This is a genomic window from Amycolatopsis silviterrae (assembly GCF_042684085.1).
In the GTDB taxonomy this organism is placed as follows: Bacteria; Actinomycetota; Actinomycetes; order Mycobacteriales; family Pseudonocardiaceae; genus Amycolatopsis; species Amycolatopsis silviterrae.
In genome coordinates, this window is the sequence record NZ_JBHUKS010000026.1 from 504,440 (window position 1) to 523,919 (window position 19,480).

Annotated in this window: 17 protein-coding genes; 6 read left to right on the top strand and 11 right to left on the bottom strand. The window is 69.1% G+C overall.

The window, feature by feature from the left end:
• Together ACFSVL_RS33790 and ACFSVL_RS33795 are read left to right on the top strand one after the other, a co-directional pair.
• Complete coding sequence (locus ACFSVL_RS33790) at positions 1-1,881, top strand: carbamoyltransferase family protein (RefSeq protein WP_378310064.1); 1,881 nt, start codon at positions 1-3, stop codon at positions 1,879-1,881.
• 13 nt (positions 1,882-1,894) lie between these two features.
• Positions 1,895-2,737: a class I SAM-dependent methyltransferase gene (locus tag ACFSVL_RS33795; RefSeq protein WP_378310066.1), complete on the top strand. Its 843-nt coding sequence runs from the start codon at positions 1,895-1,897 to the stop codon at positions 2,735-2,737.
• Positions 2,738-2,753: 16 nt separating this feature from the next.
• Here ACFSVL_RS33795 and ACFSVL_RS33800 read toward each other — a convergent pair whose 3' ends face one another.
• Complete coding sequence (locus ACFSVL_RS33800; RefSeq protein WP_378310068.1) at positions 2,754-3,989, bottom strand: cytochrome P450 family protein; 1,236 nt, start codon at positions 3,987-3,989, stop codon at positions 2,754-2,756.
• Positions 3,986-4,510: an SRPBCC domain-containing protein gene (locus ACFSVL_RS33805; protein ID WP_378310070.1), complete on the bottom strand. Its 525-nt coding sequence runs from the start codon at positions 4,508-4,510 to the stop codon at positions 3,986-3,988. Before ACFSVL_RS33805 ends, ACFSVL_RS33800 begins: the two co-directional genes overlap by 4 nt.
• A gap of 149 nt (positions 4,511-4,659) precedes the next feature.
• Here ACFSVL_RS33805 and add point away from each other — a divergent pair, with 149 nt between their 5' ends.
• Together add and ACFSVL_RS33815 are read left to right on the top strand one after the other, a co-directional pair.
• Entirely contained in the window at positions 4,660-5,676 is a 1,017-nt protein-coding gene (add, locus tag ACFSVL_RS33810; protein WP_378310072.1) for an adenosine deaminase, read from the top strand.
• Between the two features lie 19 nt (positions 5,677-5,695).
• Positions 5,696-6,547: a maleylpyruvate isomerase N-terminal domain-containing protein gene (locus ACFSVL_RS33815; protein ID WP_378310074.1), complete on the top strand. Its 852-nt coding sequence runs from the start codon at positions 5,696-5,698 to the stop codon at positions 6,545-6,547.
• Positions 6,548-6,552: 5 nt separating this feature from the next.
• On the opposite strand, the gene ACFSVL_RS33820 is transcribed toward ACFSVL_RS33815, so the two are convergent.
• Genes ACFSVL_RS33820 through ACFSVL_RS33845 form a run of 6 tightly spaced genes read right to left on the bottom strand, consistent with a single transcriptional unit; the run spans position 6,553 to position 12,790 of the window.
• Positions 6,553-7,452, bottom strand: coding sequence for a homocysteine S-methyltransferase family protein (locus ACFSVL_RS33820; protein ID WP_378310076.1), 900 nt, complete (start codon positions 7,450-7,452; stop codon positions 6,553-6,555).
• Entirely contained in the window at positions 7,449-8,576 is a 1,128-nt protein-coding gene (locus ACFSVL_RS33825; protein WP_378310078.1) for a trans-sulfuration enzyme family protein, read from the bottom strand. The genes ACFSVL_RS33820 and ACFSVL_RS33825 overlap by 4 nt, the downstream gene beginning before the upstream one ends.
• Positions 8,576-9,448: a class I SAM-dependent methyltransferase gene (locus ACFSVL_RS33830; RefSeq protein ID WP_378310080.1), complete on the bottom strand. Its 873-nt coding sequence runs from the start codon at positions 9,446-9,448 to the stop codon at positions 8,576-8,578. The genes ACFSVL_RS33825 and ACFSVL_RS33830 overlap by 1 nt, the downstream gene beginning before the upstream one ends.
• Positions 9,445-10,731 carry an aminotransferase class V-fold PLP-dependent enzyme gene (locus ACFSVL_RS33835; RefSeq protein WP_378310082.1) on the bottom strand — a complete coding sequence of 429 codons (1,287 nt, stop codon included), beginning with the start codon at positions 10,729-10,731 and terminating at the stop codon, positions 9,445-9,447. Before ACFSVL_RS33835 ends, ACFSVL_RS33830 begins: the two co-directional genes overlap by 4 nt.
• Positions 10,732-10,749: 18 nt before the next feature.
• Complete coding sequence (locus ACFSVL_RS33840; RefSeq protein ID WP_378310084.1) at positions 10,750-11,457, bottom strand: crotonobetainyl-CoA--carnitine CoA-transferase; 708 nt, start codon at positions 11,455-11,457, stop codon at positions 10,750-10,752.
• A gap of 52 nt (positions 11,458-11,509) precedes the next feature.
• Positions 11,510-12,790, bottom strand: a complete 1,281-nt coding sequence (locus ACFSVL_RS33845) for an ABC1 kinase family protein (RefSeq protein ID WP_378310086.1) — start codon at positions 12,788-12,790, stop codon at positions 11,510-11,512.
• 344 nt (positions 12,791-13,134) lie between these two features.
• Here ACFSVL_RS33845 and ACFSVL_RS33850 point away from each other — a divergent pair, with 344 nt between their 5' ends.
• Together ACFSVL_RS33850 and ACFSVL_RS33855 are read left to right on the top strand one after the other, a co-directional pair.
• Positions 13,135-14,448 (top strand): aminotransferase class V-fold PLP-dependent enzyme, encoded by a 1,314-nt coding sequence (locus tag ACFSVL_RS33850; RefSeq protein WP_378310088.1) that lies wholly within the window; start codon positions 13,135-13,137, stop codon positions 14,446-14,448.
• Positions 14,445-16,133, top strand: coding sequence for an ABC transporter substrate-binding protein (locus ACFSVL_RS33855; RefSeq protein WP_378310090.1), 1,689 nt, complete (start codon positions 14,445-14,447; stop codon positions 16,131-16,133). Before ACFSVL_RS33850 ends, ACFSVL_RS33855 begins: the two co-directional genes overlap by 4 nt.
• Positions 16,134-16,358: 225 nt before the next feature.
• Here the strand turns inward: ACFSVL_RS33855 and ACFSVL_RS33860 are convergent, their stop codons facing one another.
• The 3 genes from ACFSVL_RS33860 to ACFSVL_RS33870 form a co-directional block, all read right to left on the bottom strand.
• Complete coding sequence (locus ACFSVL_RS33860) at positions 16,359-16,997, bottom strand: hypothetical protein (RefSeq protein ID WP_378310092.1); 639 nt, start codon at positions 16,995-16,997, stop codon at positions 16,359-16,361.
• The gene (locus ACFSVL_RS33865) at positions 16,997-17,854 is read right to left on the bottom strand and encodes a methyltransferase domain-containing protein (protein WP_378310094.1); all 858 of its coding nucleotides are present in this window, start codon (positions 17,852-17,854) and stop codon (positions 16,997-16,999) included. The genes ACFSVL_RS33860 and ACFSVL_RS33865 overlap by 1 nt, the downstream gene beginning before the upstream one ends.
• A gap of 131 nt (positions 17,855-17,985) precedes the next feature.
• Positions 17,986-19,188 (bottom strand): DUF6004 family protein, encoded by a 1,203-nt coding sequence (locus ACFSVL_RS33870; RefSeq protein ID WP_378310096.1) that lies wholly within the window; start codon positions 19,186-19,188, stop codon positions 17,986-17,988.
• Positions 19,189-19,480 lie beyond the last annotated feature (292 nt).

The window sequence follows — 19,480 nt, forward strand, 5'->3', positions numbered from 1 at the left end:
ATGCTGATACTGGGTTTCTCCTGCTATTACCACAACTCCGCGGCGGCGATCGTCTCCGACGGCGAAGTCGTGGCCGCGGTCGAAGAGGAACGGCTGACGCGCGTCAAGAACGACTCACGATTCCCGGAAAACGCGATCAGAGCCTGCCTAGACTGGTCCGGAGCCACTCTCGACGACGTCGACCTCGTCGCCTTCTACGAGAAGCCGCAGCGCAAGCTGGCCCGGATCCTCTCGACGGCCGTCCGGAACTACCCGCGCGGATCAGATCACTTCCGCGCGATCTTCGAAAACCGGAACGAGCGCGGACTCTACGGCTCCGCCGGGCTGGTCGGGAAGCTGCTGGCCGCCTCGCCGACCGCCGGAGCGCGCACTGCCTGGGACAAACGTCTGGTGCAGGTTCCGCACCATCTGTCCCATGCCGCTTCCGCCTTCTATCCGTCGCCATTCGAAAGCGCCGCGGTGCTGGTGGCCGACGGCGTCGGGGAATTCGCCACCACGACCATCGGCGCCGGCACGACGACCGCCGGAAACGGCAAGAAGATCCGGCTCCTTCGCGAGCTTCGCTTTCCGCACTCGCTGGGCCTGCTCTATTCGTGCTTCACTCATTTCCTCGGGTTCGAGGTGAACGACGGCGAATACAAAGTGATGGGCTTGGCTCCTTACGGGCGGCCCCGCTTCCGGGAGAGCATCCTGGACAACGTCGTGCACGTCCGCGCGGACGGGTCCTTCACCATCGACGAGTCGCTCCTTACCTACCCGATCGCCCGGCACATGTACGACCGGGCTCGGATGGAGGCTCTGTTCGGGCCGCGGCGGGAGCCGGACGAACCACTCACCCAGGCTCATGCTGATCTGGCGGCGTCGATTCAGCAGGTCGTCGAGGAGATCATGCTCGAGCTCGCGAATCAGGCGCACGCCAGCACCGGCGAACGGAACCTCGTCCTCGCCGGCGGCGTGGCTCTCAACTGCGTCGCCAACGGGCGGATCCAGCGGGAAGGGCCGTTCGACGACGTGTGGGTGCAGCCCGCTCCCGGCGACTCGGGCGGTGCTCTCGGCGCCGCGCTCGAAGCCTGGCACGGGCATGCGGCCCAGCCGTCGCGCACCGCGCGCGGACACCAAGCCGACGGCATGTGCGCGGCACGGCTGGGCCCAGCCTACGGATTGCGTGAGGTGTGCAGCGCATTGCGGGCGCGCGACGTCAGCCACCTCGTCGTTTCCCCGGACGAAGTCGCCCCGACCGCCGCGGCGCTCTTGGCAAGGGGCCGGCTGGTCGGCTGGTTCCAAGGGCGGATGGAATTCGGCCCCCGTGCGCTCGGCAGCCGTTCGATCCTCGCCGATCCAAGGCCGGCCGCGGTCCAGAAGGCGTTGAACCTCAAAGTCAAGCGGCGCGAATCCTTCCGGCCGTTCGCAGCCGCGGTGCTCCGGGACCGCGTGGCCGACTGGTTCGCGCTGGAGGGCCGGGAGACCTCGGTGCTCGGCACGCCGGGCGACGGCTACGAATCGCCGTACATGTCCCTGGTCGCGCGGATTCTTCCGGCCAGGTCGTTCGACACCGAGGACGACGTGCGCCGGTTCGGCGGGCTCGACGTGCAGCGGAACGAGATCTCAGCGTGCACCCACGTCGACGGCACCTCGCGGATCCAGACCGTCCGGCCACAGGACGATGGGCGCTTCCATGCGCTGATCACGGAATTCGACAAACTGACCTCGATCCCGCTGGTGCTGAACACGTCATTCAACCGTCGTGGCGAGCCGATCGTCTGCACGCCGCAGGACGCCGTCGACTGCTTCCTGGACACCGACCTCGACTACCTGTGCATGGAGAACGTCGTTGCCTGGAAGTCGCCGGAAGCCGCGCTGACCGGGCGCCGGCCCGACTGACGAAGGGAGCGGTGTGTCCGCACGAGCCGACGTACTGGCCTTCTACCGGGAACTGCCGTTCAACTACCGCACGAATGCCAAGCAGCACGCGGACGAACTGAGACGGGCGAACCCGCTCCTGGACTACCCCCCTCTCGTCGCCTTGCTGCGCGAGCGGCCGAGCCTGCTCGACGTCGGCTGCGGCGCGGGCTGGCTCGTGAACGCCGCCGCGTGGCACTACGGCTGCGCGGCACGGGGAATCGACTTCAACCCGGTGGTCGTCGAACGGGCTCGCGAGGTGGCTGGAGAACTCGGCACGCAAGGACGGTTCGAGGTCGCCGACTTGTTCGAGCACCGGCCCGCCGAAAAGTTCGACGTGGTGACCTCCATGGGCGTGCTGCACTCGACGAACGACTGCCTCGGCGGCGTCGAGCACATCGGAAGATCGTTCGTGGCTCACGGCGGCCGGATGTTCATCGGCCTCTATCACGAATACGCGCGGCGTCCGTTTCTGGCGCATTTCGAGGCGATGCGGCGGCGCGGTGCCAGCGAGGACGCGATGTACGCGGAATTCCGGCGGCTGCGCGTCGGTTCGGGCGTGCCCGACGACGACGAGGTTTTCGCCCTCTCCTGGTTCCGCGATCAGGTCTTGCACCCGCACGAGACCACGCACACTCTCGCCGAACTCCTGCCGTTGCTCAGCGATCTCGGGTACCGCGTGGAATCCACGTCGATCAACGACTTCGGACCGGTGCCTGCGGACCCCGCGACGCTTCTGTTCGCGGAGAAGAAACTCGCCGAGCACGCCCGCCGGGCACTGCTCGCCGGACGGTTCGTGCCCGGATTCTTCGTCTTCCAGGCGCGGCGCACCGGCTGACTGCCCGAATACCGCCTCACTGTCCGAGCAGGACCGGCAGTTCCACCAGGCCCCGGCCGACGCTTTCGCGCCACCGGAGATCCTCGCGGCGGACCGCGAGCGAGATCCCGGAGAACCGGCCGATGAGCGTGCCGATGCCGATCTCTGCCTCCGCCCGCGCCAGCCGGGCGCCGAAGCAGTAATGCGCTCCGTGCCCGAACGCCAGTTGCGGATTGCGTGTGCGGATGAGGTCCAGCCGATGAGGATCGGGGAAGACGTCCGGATCCCGGTTCGCGGCCGCAATGGCCACGAGCACGCACGCACCACGCGGAATGCGGACGCCGCCGATCTCGGCGTCGGACCGGGCGTAGCGCCATATTCCCGGGTTCACCGGACCGTCGTACCGCAGCAGTTCCTCCACCGTGCGCGGCAGCAACCCGGGATCCGCGCGCAGCGCGGCCAGCTGATCAGGGTGGGCAAGCAAGGCCAGCATGCCGTTGGCGATCAGATCGGCTACCACGTCGAGACCGTTGAAGAACATCAGAAGGCACGTGGAACTGATTTCGTCGTCGGACAGTCTGCGATTGCGGCGTTGAACCGAGAGCAGCGCCGAGATCGCGTCATGGGCCGGGTTCACCCGCTTGGCTGCCACCGCCTCCGCGAAGTATTCGTGCATGGAGCCGATCGCGCTTCGCGTGCGCGCCGCGCCTTCCGGCGTGCCGTCAAGCGAACCGATGGCCTCGGCGGCCGCGAAGAAGCGGTCCGGGCCTACCGCGGGGAGACCGAGCAACTGGCAGATCACGGCAAATGAAAACGGTCGGCAGAACTCGCTGACGAGGTCGCACCGGCCCGTCCGCGAAACGGCGTCGGCGAGTTCCTCCGCGACGCGCCGTGCCGACGGCAGGACGCCGTCGATGAGGCTCGGCACGATCCCCAGCGCTACCTCCCGCCGGAGCCGGGTGTGCTCCGGCGGGTCCTGATTGATCATCGTCGTCCGGACCCGACTGCCCTCTCCCCGAACCTCCGTCACCGCTGATGGGGTTTCGGGCGGTGCCATCGCGCTCAAGTCACTGCTGAAGACGGGATCCGTCAGGACAGCGACGACGTCCTGGTAGCGGCTGACCAGCCAGCGGTCCATCCCGTCCGGACAGCGCACCAGGTGCACCGGAGCTTCGCGCTGGAGGGCCGCCAAGACGGGGAACGGGTCGGCCCGTTCGGCCGGACTGGCACCGAGCGGCACGGGCTCCGGCGCATTCGATTCCGCCCCGTTCACCGCGCGGCCTCCTCGTACCGGTCGCGCCAGCGCGCCCAATCGTCCAGAGGCAGATTCACCAGGTCAGCTCGTCGTCCGTCGAGCAAACCGACGAGAAAGCCCAGATGCATGTGCCAGCCGGCGAGCATGACCGGGTGCGACTCGGCCGGGAGCCGGACAGTGCTGCTGAAGGTCAAGGCGGTGCCGCTGTCCGCGGGCCGCAGCGCGAAGGTCAGCGTCCCGTGCACATCGGTGTCGTATTCCAGCAACCTAGGCGGCTCCAGACGGGTGACCTTTCCATGCAGCACAACCTGATTGCCTTGCTCGTCCGAGTTCAGCCACCGGAGCACGAACTGCCCGCCTTCAACCAGCTCAAGCCGTTCCGCGGCCCCCCACCAGCCCGAGAGCAGGCCGACGTCCGTCAACGCCTGCCACACCCGTTCGACTGGATGGTCCAGCCGCCGCGCGAAGACCAGCGCAGCACTGCCGTCAGGCCGGGCCTCGACCACGCCGTCCTCGATGTCGGATTCTCTCGCAGTCATGAGACTCCGTTCTCTGCGAAATTCACTCCAGCCCAGGTATAGGTAACTTAACATATAGTTACTTGAGAGGGATGTCGACGGACCCGGTCAGGAGGCTGAATGGCGGTGGGAATACCGATCCAGGCGAAGCCGCCTCCGGTAGCAGCGCCATGACTCCGGACGAGTTCCTGACCGCCCTGCCGAAAGTCGAACTGCACGTCCACCTCCTGGGTTCGGCGAGCCCTGCCACCGTCGCGGAACTGGCCCGCCGCCATCCCGGAAGCGGCGTGCCCGCCGAACCCGCTGAGGTCGCGAAGTACTGCGAGTTCACCGATTTTGCTCATTTCCTCGCGGTCTACACCGCCGTCAACCGACTGGTCACCACCGGAGCCGACATCGAAGCGCTGGTCGCCGGGCTCGCCGCCGACCTGGCCCGCGACAACGTGCGCTACGCCGAGGTGACCGTCACCCCGCTCTCCCACCGCAAAACCGGGATCGCGCCGCGCGAACTCGCCGAGGCACTGGACTCCGGCCGCCGGATCGCCGGCGGTCTCGGAGTGGAGCTGAGCTGGGTGTTCGACGTCTCCGGAGACGACGGCCCGCCAGGCGCGGAGGCGACTCTCGACTGGGTGTTGCGCGAACACCCTTCCGGCACCGTGGGATTCGGGCTCGGCGGGCCGGAAGCCGGTGTCCCGCGGCGGCTGTTCCGCGACGTCTTCGCCCGGGCGAAAGCGGCCGGGCTGCACAGCTTGCCGCACGCGGGCGAAACCACCGGACCGGACGAGGTCTGGTCCGCGATCCGGGATCTCGGCGCCGAGCGCGTCGGGCACGGAATCGCGAGCGCGCGAGATCCCCGGTTGCTGCGGCACCTCGTCGAGCACGGAATCCCCCTTGAGATCTGCCCGACCTCCAACCTCCGCACCCGTGCCGTCCGTTCGCTCGCCGAGCACCCGCTGCGGCGGATACTCGCCGCGGGGGTCCCGGTCGCGATCGGCACCGACGATCCGGGGTTGTTCGGCACGTCGCCGACCGCGGAATTCCGGATGTGCCGCGACTGCCTCGGACTTTCCGAGGCCGAACTCGCGACGCTGGTCCGGCACAGCGTGGCCGCCGCGTTCTGCAGCCCGGCGGTCGCGGCCGGGCTGCTCAGCGACTTGGCTCGGCTGAGTCTTGCTCGTTCGATTTAATTTCTTATACACTTTTTTAGTGACCGGACCGATCGCCGAAAGCAGCTGGCAGGCGGTGCGCGATTCGCTCGCCCGAACCGCGGAAAGGTTCGCCCGGCTCGTCGAGGCGGCGGCGGATCCGGCGGCCACGGCGATCGGTCGCTGGACGGTGGCCGAGACAGCCGCGCACGTCGTGACCGTGGCGGAGCTTTACGGCAGCACGGTGCTGCCGGGCGCGTTGCCGCCCCACCCGATCCCCGGGGTCGTGGCGCGAGTCGAAGCTACCGCGCTGGACGAACTCGGCGACCTCAACGCTTTCACCCTCGCGCAGCTGGCTGAACGCGCTCCCGCGGCACTGGCCGAGTGGATCGTCGAGGACGTCGACCGGCTCCTCGACGCGGGCCGGACCGCCGAACCGGACAAGCTGGTGAGCTGGCTGGGCGGCGCTCGCCTGCCGCTGGCTGGCTGCTACGCCCACCTCCTCAACGAACTGCACCTCCATGGCCGCGACATCGCGGCTGCCGTTGGCGCACGATGGCCGATCCCCCAGCACGACGCCGCGATGGCCTTCGAACTCTTCCTCGTCCAGTTGCTGTCCCGTGACACCGGACGGCTGTTGGTCCACGAACCGTTCTCCGACCGCCCGGTCGCGGTGCGGTTTCGCTCCCGATACACCGCGCCGGTGGTGCTCGAGGCGCGGCCGGACCGGATCGCGGTCCTGCCGCGCGACCATCCCGCCGACGCGCAGCTGCATTTCCAGCCCGCCGCGCTGATGCAGGTGCTGTTCGGCCGGCTGAGCGTGGCGCGTGCGGCGTGCGCTGGGAAAACGTTCGTCTGGGGCCGGAAACCTTGGCTGCTGGCCAAATTCCTCGGTGCGGTGAGGTTCCCGTAACCCGGTCAGTCGACCAGTTGCGGCTCGGTCAGCACCTCCCGCGCGGCCGCGATGTGCGCGGGGGTCGTGCCGCAGCACCCGCCTAAGATGTCCAGGCTGTAGTCCGCGCGCCAGCGAGCGAGCAGCTCGGCGAACTGCTCCGGCTCCAGCGTCGAGGGCAGGGCGCGGTCGACATGCTCACCCGCGGCCAGGCCAGTCCGGTCCTCGAGGTTCGGGCAGGCTCCGATCAGCCCGTACCGGCCCCGGCACAGCGCGCGGAGCGCGACCTCGGTCGCCTCCGGGCCGGTGCAATTGACCAGCACCGCCTCCGCGCCGTCCCGCTGCACCGCGTGCACCGCCCCGGTCACCGGCTCCCCCGACAGCAGCGTCCCGTCGTCGTTGCAGGCGAAAGAAACCCACGCCCGCCCGCCGACGGCGAGCACCTCGCGCACGGCGATCCTGGCCTCGCGGATCGTGTTCATGGTCTCGATCAGGAACAGGTCCGCCCCGGCCCGTGACAGCTGGAGCGCGAGCCAGCCGTGCTCGGCGCGCAGTTCGTCGTCCGAAGGCACTAAGTCTGGGCGGTAACAGTCCTCGACTGGGCCGATCGACCCGGCGATGAGAGCGTCCGGCACTCGCGCCGCGTTCCGCGCGGCCGCCGCCACCCCGACCGCCGCGTGCACCATCCACGCCTGACCCGCGCCGTCCAGCGTCGTCTTCCTCAGCGCACGCAGGTTGGCGCGGAAGGTGTTCACCGTGATCACCCGCGCGCCGGCCGCCAGGTACGCCTCGTGCACCGACTGGAGCAGCCGGCGGTTCTGGCCGGTGAGCAGCGCCCGCGTGGTCCACCACGGGTCGCGCACGGACAGGCCTCCGCGCTGGAGTTCGGTCGCGACACCGCCGTCGAGCAGGATGGGATCCGTCATCGTCGTCCTTCCAGCGCGTTGTGCAGGTCCTCGAGAAGATCGGCGGCATCTTCGATCCCCGCCGAAAGCCGGATCAGGTCGTCGGTGATCCCGGCCGCCAGCCGGACCGGGCGGGGCACCGGCCGGTGTGTCATCAGCGCCGGGCATTCGATCAGCGACCGGACGCCGCCGAGGCTCACCGCGCAGGCGAACAGCCGCGTGCTCGCGAGCAGCTTCTCCGGGTCGCCGCGGTACCGGAAACTGATCACCGATCCGGGCCCGGACATCTGGGCGGCGGCGAGCGCGTGCCCCGGATCCGATTCCAGGCCGGGGTACCGCACGTCCGCCGCCATCGGCGAGGCGACGAGCGCTTCGGCCAGCGCCCGTGCGTTCTCGACCTGCCGCGCCACCCGCAGGGACAGCGTCTTGACGCCCCGGTGGACGAGATAGCAGTCCAGGCCGCCGGGTGCCGCGCCGGCCACCGTGCGATGGGCCGCGAATCGGTGGTGCAGCTCCTCTTCACGGCAGATCAGGGCCCCGCCGAGCACGTCGGCGTGGCCCGCGACGAACTTCGTCGTGCTGTGCAGGCTCACGTCGGCACCGAGGTCGAGCGGCTGCTGGAGGGCTGGACCGGCGAAAGTGTTGTCCACGACCACTTTCGCGCCGCAGTCGTGGGCCTGTGCGGCGACGCCGGCCAGATCCGTGATCTTCAGCAGCGGGTTGCTCGGGCTCTCCACCCACACCAGATCCGCGCCCGCCACCGCCCGGCGAACCTCGGCCGGGTCGGCGAGATCCGCGTACTCCACGCGGATCCCGTACCTCTCCGCCTCGGCGAACAACGAGTAGGTGCCGCCGTACACGTCGTCCGAGGACACCAGCCGATCCCCTGGCGACAGCAGCGAAAGCGCCGCGGCGGCCGCCGCCTGCCCGGATGAGAACACGGTGCAAAACGGCGCGTCCTCCAGCGAGGCGAGACATTCCTCCAGCGCTTCCCGCGTCGGATTCTCGCCCCGTCCGTAAAACCATCGCGGCGGATCCTGCGAGAACCGGTCGTAGGTCGTCGCGACGTGGATCGGCGGCACGAGGTCGCCGGTGCCCGGCTCCGGTCGCTGGCCGCTGTGCACCAGCTTGGTGTCGAAGCGCATCAGGCTGCCGGTGAGACGGCTCGCGCCAGCAACGTCTTGCTGGGCAGCGAAACCCGGCCGTCGCCCCGGCGGAACGCAGCCGCGGCGGCCGCGACCTCGGCCCAGGTGTCCGGGTCGTCCTCGCTGCCGAACCGCTCGCGCAGCAGCGCCTTGAGCCCCGGCGGGGTGACCGCTTTGCTGTACTCCGCATAGCGCTCCGGCGAGCTGAGCACGAAAGGCGCCTCGAACGAACTGACCTCGATCTGCCCGAACCCGGCCTCGGCCAGCTCTTCGCCGAGCACATCCGGATCGCCCATGCTGAACGGGCTCGGCGCGCCCGGCTGCGGCGGGGGCAGCTCCAGCCGTGCGGCGAGCACTCCGAAGCCGAGCGAGGTCATCGGAGCCAGCGAGCCCGGCGCCGCCCACGTCGCCGCGGCCAGCACCCCGCCCGGCGCCAGCATCCGCGCGAGCGACCGCAGCGTCGCCACGCGGTCCACCACGAACATCAGTCCCCATCGGCTCAGCACCACGTCGAACGACGCGGCCGGGCGGTCCAGCGATTCCGCGTCGCCGACCTCGAACCCGACGTTGTCGCCCGGCCGCACCCTGGCACGGGCGCGTTCGATCATTTCCGGCGCGAGGTCGATGCCGGTCACCCGGCCCCGCGGCCCCACCGCCGAAGCGGCCGCCAGCGCGGGATCGCCGGTGCCGGTCCCGACGTCGAGCACCCGGTGCCCCGGCCGCACGCCGCCGAGTTCGAGCAGGAGCGCGGAAACCGGGGCACCGCCGGTCTCGAACTCCTCGCGGCAGCCCGCCCAGCCCTCGCTGATCGCGTCCCAGTTCTCCCGCTGGTCCCGCTTGTAGCCGGCGGCATCGAATCCGGTGGTCGTCACTCGCCCGCCTCCAGGAACCGTTCTTCCGGGTGCTCGGTGGTCCAGAACCCGGGTTCGACCGTCGCCACCGCGCGCCGCACGAGGTCGATCTCAGCCTCGGTGTTGTACACCGCGAACGAGAGCCGGACCGTGCCCAAGACGCCGAAGCTGTCGACGAAGACGTTCGCGCAGTGCACCCCGCTGCGCACCGCGACGCCATGCCGGTCGAGATGCCCGCCGACGTCGTACGGATGGATCCCGTCGACCGCGAAGGACACGATCCCGCTCGGCTCCGCCGCCGGGTCTCCGATGATGCGGACCCGGGGCAGACTGCCCAGCATCTCGGCCGCGGTGCGCACCAGCGTCGCGTCGTGCCGCCGGACCTCGTCCCAGCCCAGTCCGTCCACATAGGACAAGGCGGCGGCCAGCCCGACCGCGCCGGCGACGTTCGGCGTTCCCGCCTCGAGCCGCGCGGGGGCGGGCACGTACGCCACCGGTTCCTCGAAGGTCATGCCTTTCACCGTGCCGCCGCCGACCTGGTACGGCTCCAGGCGCGAAAGCAGTTCTCGTTTGCCGTACAGCACCCCGGTGCCCATCGGGCCGTAGACCTTGTGCGCGGAGAAGCAGTAGAAGTCCGCGTCGAGGTCCCGCACGTCGACCCGCCGGTGCGGGACCGCCTGCGCACCGTCCACCAGCACCGGGATTCCCGCGCGATGCGCGTCGGCGATCATCCGCCGGACCGGGTTGACCGTGCCGACCACATTGGACACGTGCGCGACGGCCGCGATCCGCACGCGCGGGCCCAGCGCCTTGGCGAACCGCGCCGGGTTCACTCGTCCGGTGCTCTCCGCGGGCACCACGACCAGGTCCGCGCCCGTCGTCTCGCAGAGCCTGCGCCACGGCAGCAGGTTCGAATTGTGCTCCATGCCGGTGACGACCACCTGATCGCCCTCGTGCACCTTCGCCCGGCCGAACGTGTCGACGACCAGGTTGACCGACGCGGTCGTGCCCGCGGTGAACACGATCTCCTCGGGATGTGCCGCGTTGAGCGCGCGCCGCACGGCCGCGCGCGCCCCTTCGTACACGTCGGTGGCCGCCATGCTCAGCTGGTAGTAGCCGCGCCCCACGTTGCTGTTGGCCTCGGTGTAGTAGCCCAAGATCGCGTCGAGCACCGGCCGCGGCTTCTGCGAGGTCGCCGCGTTGTCGAGGTAAACCAGCGGATCAGGGCCGAATCGCCTGGCCAAAATGGGAAAATCGGCGTGGACGGCCGCCCCGAGCCGCCTGGTGTCCATAAGCTCGGTCACCAGGTCAGCATATCTTATTTAAGTAACTTGTTCCAGGGTGAACAGCGCCCGGAACTCCTCGACGTAGGCTGCCGGGAAGGCGAACACCTTTTGCTCGGGGTACCGCCGCCGCGCCGCGTGCGGCCCGTAGAAATACCAGCAGATCTGCGCGATCTGCTCGGTGAACAAGACCGGATGCACCGGCTCGGAGTACATGCTCAAGTGGCAGAACGACGCCCGGAACTCGCCCCGCGGCGAAAACCCGGAGCCGGACAGCACATGCCCGAACACGTCGTGCACCGCACGGAAAATGTCGTTGTGACACAGCGGTGCCCCGCCAGCGACGACCCCGGACGGCTCCGCCATCGGATGCCCCGTGCGGCCCGTTCCCGGACCATGTGCCGTGCTGGTCAGGTAAACGTGCAGGACGCCGGTTTCGCGGACGGCGGCGCGCAACTCGGCCGAGGTGCGGTACGGCTGCCCCGGGCCTCGCCACGGCCGCACCTCGATGCCCGCTTCGGAGACGAGCCGAAAGTGCTCCAACGTCTCCCGCTGGAACTCGCGATAGCGGTCCGCGAGCGCTGCGTCGAAGTCAGACAGCGGGGCCTGTTCGTAGTACCCGGCCACCCGGCGGCAGTACGCGTCGTCCCAGTTGAGCGCCGCCGCGACCACGTCCACGATTCGCGCGCCCGCGTGCGAGCGTCCGTCCACCTGCGCCTGCGCGAGATCCGCCAGCGCGGAATCCATCGCGGCACCTCCAGATTCGAGATAGTTGCTTCGCCGCGGCAAGGCGGACCGCTCACCGGCCGGTCCCGAACAGGCCGCGCATGAGCTGCGGCTTGGCTGCTTCTTGGAAGTCGAGATCCGGGTCGAGCGCGCGGATCGTGCCCTCGATGACGAGCAGCGACAGCAGCGGGAAGATCAGCTCGGTCGCGGCGTGAACGCCGAAGCGACGCTGCAGGTCGAACATCTCGGCGGCGAACGCGATCAGGCTGAACTCCTTGGCCGGCAGGCCGTGGCTGCGCTCGACGAGGTCAGCCATCCGCTCGGTGAACCCCGGCACATCGGCGTTTTTCTTTATCCCGGCGGCACTTTCGAGCACGATCTTCGCCGCCTGCTCGCCGCGGCCGATTGACATGTTCATGAAGAACTCGGCGAACAACCGCCGCAGCCGATCGCTCAGCTGCACGCTGAACCCGGCGTCGAGCACCACCACCTCGGAGCCTCGGGTGAAGTAGAGATTGCCCGGGTGCATATCGCAGTGCACGAATCCGTCCACGAACAGCATTTGGTACATCGCGGCCATGCCGGAGGCCGCGAACCGCTTGCGTGCGGCGGCGCCGCACCCGTCCGCGCCGTCCAGCACGAGCCCGGGGACGAACTCCATGACGATGCAGCGCGGACGGCACGCCTCCGGGTAAACCTTCGGCACCCACACCCGCGGCACTTCGGACAGGTTCTTGCGCAGCCGCCGCAGGCTGCCGGCCTCCCGCTCGAAATCGAGCTGCCCCAGCACCGCGTCGGCCAGGCTGCCGACCACCTCGCGCACCGGCACATCCCGGAACACCGGGAGCCCTGCCATCATCGCGGCACCCCGCCGGATCAGCCTGAGGTCGTCGGTCATCACGCGCTCGATGCCGGGGCGGCGGAGTTTGACCGCCACGTCCTGCCCGGTCCGCAGCCGCGCCCGGTAGACCGAAGCCACACTGCCGCTCGCGACCGGCCGCGGGTCCAGCTCCGCGAACACCTTGTCCGCGTCCCTTCCGTAAGCCTCCTTCAACGCCAGCACGGTCTCCGCCTCGCACATCGGCGCGACCGAATCCTGCAGGACAGACAGCGCGTCGCACATCGCGGCGGGCAGCACATCCCGGCGCGTGCCGAGCACCTGGCCCGCTTTCACGAACGTGGGGCCGAGCACGGTCAGCAACACCGTCACGCGACCGTAGAAGTACTCTCGGGCCGCCGCTCGCCCGCGCACTGCGGCATGGAACAGCGCGCTGAAGCCGGCTGGGCCGAGTATCACGACTGTCGTCGCCAGCACCCGCACCGCGCGCGCCACGATACCGGCCGGTGCCCGCATTGTTCCCCCTTGCCATCTCAGTATGCAATAAAGGACTTTTCTTGGTTTCGGACGACCCGCAGGCGGCTACCGGGACCGGAAGGCCCCTGAGGTCAGCCGGTCCCCGGTGGCCGCCTGTCTGCCTGGGTTGCCGAATTTCTCGCACTCAGCGGCCGCGATGGGGCAAACACCCGGCCGGGGCGACTTGCGCCGACCGGACAGGAGTGCGGCCAGACACCGCCGCCGCCCCTTCTCGCAGGCCATCCCCCGGACTCCTTTCCATTGCCGCCAACCCTTACATTACCATCGCTTTTTAAAGTATTATTGGCTCCGGTGAAGCTCGTGCCCGACAGAGGGAGTCCCACGTGAGTCAGCTCGTGGAATCCGGCGAAGCGGCGACGGCGGCCCAGCGTCCGCCGCTGCGGACAGCCTCCTGGGAGGAAATCAGGAAGCTCTTCGCGCTCGATCCCGCCGCCATCCACCTCAACACCGGCACCGTGGGGGCCATGCCGTACGAGGTACTCGACACCGTCGACCGGGTCACCAGGGAGTGGACCGGCGGTCTGGCCGACGTCTACAAACCCGCGGACTACCTCGAACACCGCTCCGCCATCGCTCGCTCGTTCGGCGTGGACCTCGACGAAATGGTCATTTGCCACAACGCGACCGAAGGCGTCGCCCGCATCATCCAGGGCCTCGACTTGCACGAGGGCGACGAGGTCGTCACCACCAGCCACGAATGCTATTCGGTGCTGTCCAACTTCAACCTGCTCCGCAACCGGTTCGGCGTCCGGGTGAAGGTGATCACCCCGCCGAGCGGGTACGACGTGCGCGCCGAGGAGATCGTCGAGCTGTTCGAAGCCGCGATCACGCCTAGGACGAAGGTGCTTTCGTTCGCCGCTGTCACGCTGTTCACCGGCACCCGCATGCCGATGCGCGCACTGTGCGAACTCGCTCAGCGACACGGATTGACCACGGTGGTCGACGGCGCGCTGCTGCCGGGCATGCTCGACTGCAACCTGCGCGAACTCGGCGTCGACTTCATGGCGTGCTCCGGCTCGAAGTTTCAGTGCGGCCCGCTCGGCACCGGCCTGTTGTACCTGCGCAACAAGGTTTTCCCGGAGCACAACCCGCTCCCGCTTCCGAAGTTCTGGCCGGTCATTTCGACCTGGTACCCCATACTCGGCAGTCCCCCGCCGCGTACGACCACCTCGGTCGCCAGCGACGACATGGCCCTCTACGTCCAGATGGCGGGCAGCGCGAGCATCGCCAAGGGCGCGGCGCTCGCCAAGGCGTGCGCGCTTTTCGACGAGATCGGCCGGGCCCGGATCGAACACCGGATCATGGATCTCGCGGACTACGCGCGCGACCGTCTCGTCGAGGCGTTCGGCAAGGACGCGCTGTACTCCCCGGGAGCCGACGAGCGTCTCCGGTCCCCGCTGATCGCGTTCCACCCTTTCCGCGATCGCGAATCTGCCTGGAACGTCAAGAAGCTGGGCGCTTTCACCGGACGGCTGGAACAGGAGCACCGGATCTGGACCAGGTGGACCGAGTTCGACGTCCCCGGTTCCCCGCACCAGCACTACGCCGCCCGGATCACGACCCACCTCTTCAACACCCGCGCCGAGATCGACAAGGCGGTCGCCGTGATGGCCCGGCTCGCGGACGAGCTGTCGTGACCGGCCCCGCGGCACTGCGCCTCATCGGACCGTCCGTGCCGGACGATCTGGATCCGGCGACCGCCCATCACGACAGCACCCGCCAGCTCACCCGGCTGTTCGCGCGCTGCCTGTTCGGCTACCGCGCCGAACCGAATCTCCGCGACTGGCAGGCGATCGCGCCCCTGCCCGACCTGGCCGTCGACATCCCGTCCACGTACAACACCGGGATGGGCGCGCGCCACGTCAACAACGTCGTCCATTTGCGTCCCGGGATCGTCTGGGACGCCACGCCGCCCCGCCCGGTCACCGCACACGATGTGGTCCGCGGATTGAAGAGACTCGGCAACCCGGTGCTCCGGCCCGCCGCGCTGCCCTGCTTCACGAGCACGATCCGCGGCATGGCGGAGTTCTGCGAGGGATACCGCGCCGCCCTGGGTTCGGGCGAACCGTCCGCGCGCGATCTCGCCGACTATCAGAACAGCCACGACATCCCGGGCGTGTTCCTCCTCGACGACGAGAGTCTCGTGATCGAGCTGACCAGACCAGCGCTCGACTTCGCGCACCTCATGGCGATGCCGTGCGCCGCGCCGGCTCCGGTGGAGTACGACGCCTATATCCCGGGCAGCCCCGAGATGCAACGCAACCTTCGCTCCAACGGCCCCTACCGGCCTGCCGGATTCCAGCCCGGCGAGCTGCTCCGCTTCTCCCGGAATCCCCGATGGGCCAGGGAAACCGATCCCATCCGCGGACAGGGCGTCGACGCGATCGAGGTGCTCGGCGAGCACGCCGTCCCAGCCGGTATCGAGGCTCGTATCCGGTCTGGGACAGCGGATCTGGCGTGGGACGGCGCGGTAGCCGACCCGTCGCGGACGATCGACGCCGACCCGGGCTACGCGCTGGACCCGTACCTGGTGTTCAACCTGCACAGCCCGAATTCCGGCGGCGCGGTCGGCGAACGGGACGTGCGGTTCGCCATCGCCTGCGCCGTGGACAAGACTGCCCTGCTGGACCTTCACGACGAGCACAGCCCTGGCACCACCGCGCTCATCGCGCGCGGTGTCGTGCCTCCCGGCGACGACGTCCACCAGGAATTGGATCCGCATGGGACGCCAGGGGCTCGCAGCGAAGCCGATCAGGCCCGTGCCGCGCTCGCTGCGGCTTCTCGTGACACTGGCCTGATCCTGCGCGGCGTCCACTCCGACGATCCGCTGACGACCGTGATCGCCCGCTCTTGTGCGCACGACCTCGCCGCCGTGGGCATCGTTGTCGAGTGGACTGCCCTGCCACGCAACGAATGTCACCGTGTGCTCGGCGACCCGGGCCAAGCACACGCCGGTCGCTGGGATCTCGCGCTCGCGGCCCGCGCTCCCGCGTGGCCCGGTGCCGGCGGCCGCGGCTTCTTGCAGACCATGTTCGAGACCAACGATTCGCCCGGCACCGGTAACTGTGGCCGGTACTGCGAACCCGCCTTCGACCGGCTCGTCGACCAAGCACTCGGCGCGGTCGCGGAACCGGCGCGGGCACGGGCGTACTGGCAGGCCGCGGAACGCCAGGTGCTCGCGGATGTCGCAGTCGTCCCGCTGCTGTTCCGGAAACCTCTTTCGCCGCAACTGCACGCGGCCCGGGTGCAGCCGGACGGCATCCTGCCCGCCGCCGGCTACACCCTCGACCTTTCGCTGGTGCGTCTCGTGCCTTCCCCGTGAGGTGCGAAGTCACGACCTCGGGTGGCTTGCCGCGACCGGCATGCCCAGCAGCGTGTCGTGCGCCCTGAGACATCGTCCGTAGCGCGATCCGCCGGACAGGGAGTCAGGGCACGAGCCAACATCAGGCGTCTGCGGGCCTGCCGGTCAAGACTGCCTGCCCGTCAGGCGGGCATGACATCACTCGCCGCGGCCCCGGTTCGCTTTCAGGCTTGCCGCCGCGCGGCTTCACGCGTTGCTGATGCCCGGCAGTTCGATCGCCCGCAGCTGCAGCGTCGTGTGGTCGCAGTACCAGATCCGGCTGCCGTCCCAGGTCAGGCCGGTTGGGTTGCCCGGCGCGTCGTACCGGGCGACCTCGCGGCGGGTGCCGAGATCGACGAGGTTGATGGTGCCCCTGCGGTAGTCGGCGTAGGCGAGGAAGTCGTCCGTCACGGTGACGCCGGCCGGCGGGTGGCTGACCGGGATGGTGTCGATCAGAGACAGGTCGCCAGGGTCGCGCAGATCGACGATCCGGCGGTCTTCGTAGCCGAACCAGACTCCGTGCTGGGTCGCTTCCAGCCCGCACAGCAGACCGCCCGGACGCGGGTTCCGCAGCTCGGTCACCACCGAGCCGTCGGCGGGGTCGAGCACCCGCAATGCCCGCGCTTCTCCGGCTACCTGCACCAGGTGACCGGACATGGTGGTCAGGTCGGTGCGCACGCCAGGACAGGCGAGGTGCTGTCCGACCTCGCCGCTGACCGGTTCCACCGAGGTGATCCGGTTCAGCACGCCTTCGGAGAACCAGAGCACCTCGCCGGACCAGGTAAGCCCGCACAGTTTCAGCGCCCGCACCGGAATGTCGCGGACCGTGCCGACGGCGAACGGCATCACTCCCCCTTTCCGCGGGAAATCGCGCAGTCCAGCCACCATTCCGTGGCCAGCCGGGCGTGCGCCCGCTCCGGGCGGCGCACCCGCACGCGGATCGCATCGCCGGCGGCGACCGGCGAATAGCGCAACGGCCAGATCCAGACCGCCCAGTTGCAGCCCGGGTAGGACGGGAAGTTCGACAGCGAAACGCCTTCGGCGAGGTCCGCGGTGAAACAGCCGAGCACCGCGTGCAGTTCGCCGGGCCGGACGATGTCGAGGCGCAGTTCGTCCGCGATAGGGACGGCTTCGGAAAGCAGCCGCGGTTCCCGCTGGAAGAAATGCAGCTGTGCGCGCTGCTCGGCGAACTCGCGGACGGCGTCGAGGCGGTAGCCGTGGAATCCGGAATTCCAGATCCCCCAGCCCTCGTCGTCGAATTCGAGCGCGGCCAGCGTGGTGGTGAGGCCGCGCGGAACGATCTTCCCGCCGGGGCGCAGGTTCTTTCGCGCGAAGGCCTCGAGCACCCGGCTCATGTCTTCTTCCGGTCCGAGGTTGCCCATCATCTCCGAGACGACGACGTCGGCCTTCCTCGGCAGTTTCGCGAGCCGGGCGTCGCCCTGGAGCAGCGTGACCTTTTCCTTGAGGTCGTTGTCGGCGACGATCCGTTCGGCGAGCGCGGCCGTTTCCGGATCGGCCTCGACGGCGTACACGTGCCCCGCCCCGTGCTCCAAGGCCAGCAGCGTCAGCGCCAGGGTGCCCGCGCCGACGTCGGCTACCACCGCTCCGGGCTCGACGGTCTGTGCCAGCGCCCGGTCGTACGCGCGCATCCGCGGCCGGTCAGCCAGCATCGCCTGGTGCATGAGCAGCAATCGCTGATCCACGGCCGCCTCCCGGCACCGGTGCTCGTCCCTTCCCGCGCGAAAGGGACGAGCACCGATTTCACTATCGATATCACAAGTTACCCCACCCGGGCGGGCGGCGGCGAGCTTCACCCGCCCGGGGAAGCGCGCGCTCAGACGTTGACGGCCGCGTGCTCGCCGACGAACGCGTCCCGCATGACCAGCTTGAGGCCGGTCAGCCTCGCCTTGACCTCGTCGGTCACGGTGACCAGCGCGGCGTCGGCGCCGTTCATCTGCAGTTCGGTGCCGGTCGCCTCCATCGTGGCCATCTTGCCGAACACGTGCACCGGGTTCGACGCGTACAGCGCGCCGTCCGCGGTGACCAGCTCGAACTCGGTGTCGACGTGCAGCTCGCTCGGGTAGCGCACCCGGCTCAGGCTGTCCTCGCTGCCTTCGCCGAGCGTGCCGCCGGACGGCTTCGGCCAGCTCACCCGCAGCATCACGCGGCCGCCGAGTTCGGCGCAGTGGCCGGTCACCGCGATGCGGGAGATCTGCGCCAGCACGCCGGCGCCCTGGTCGTGCTTTTCCGGCCCGAACAACAGGATCTCGCTGCCCGCCGCCTTCTTGTAGTCGCCGGCCAGGTCGATCCTGACCTCCTTGCCGCCGACCTCCAGCGTGACCTGGCCCTCGAGCGAGACCTGCATGATCATCGAGGGGTCGACCAGCATCGACATGCACGGTCCCGCGCTCGGCAGGAAGAACATGCTCGGCGTGTCGCCCACCGGCTCGTTCTCGTCGTTGGCCGGGTACCAGGCCTCGGGCAGCGTAGTGCCGCGCGCGACGTTCGGCGAGGGAACGACGTCGAACGGGCCGTCGCCACGCGGCTTGCCCAGGTACGGGCTCTGCAGCGGCTTGATGAACGGCGGCACGCGGTCCACGACCCCGTGGATGTCGATCACGTCGCGGTGCGCCAGGCGCAGCGTGCTCGACTCCAGGATGCCGAAGCGCCGGATGTAGAACTCCGCGGGGAAGTTCTTGCCCGGAACGATCTGCCGCACGTGCCCGGTGTTGGGCAGGAACGGGTTGGACAGCACCTGGATCCGGTCGTCCAGCTCGTAGCTGAACCCCTTGATGCCGACCTCGGGGGCGGAGATCAGCTCGGTCTCGAACTCGGCGTAGCCCTTCTCGTCCACGCGGTGCTCGAAGCCGGGCATCGGCCACTTGTTCAACTGGACGAAGCCGGAAAGGTTGATCGTTTCCTTGCGCCCGTTGTAGTAGTCGTCCCCGAACGCCACGGTCGCGGCGGCGAGGATGTGCGGGCGGATGGGCTTCGGCTCCAGGTTCAGCGACTCGTAGTTCTCCTTGAGAGCACTCAATCCAGACACCTCCAGCGTCTGTGCGGTAGTTGAGTCGACAATCTCACTATATATTTCTTAAGCATTGAGTCAATGGGTTCGCCGCGGTTTCCACCGGTGCCGGAAGAAGCTTGAATTTCCTCCGGGCACGACGATTCCGCGCGGCCCGGCCAGGCGTCGCGCGGAATGCGTTCTCCGTATTTCAGGTCAGCGAGCCGACCCGGCCGCCCTCCCGGAAGACCAGATTCGCCTCGTCGTCGCGGTCGTCGGTGTTGCCGCTCCAGCCCTCGACGTCGACCACGATGATCTGCCC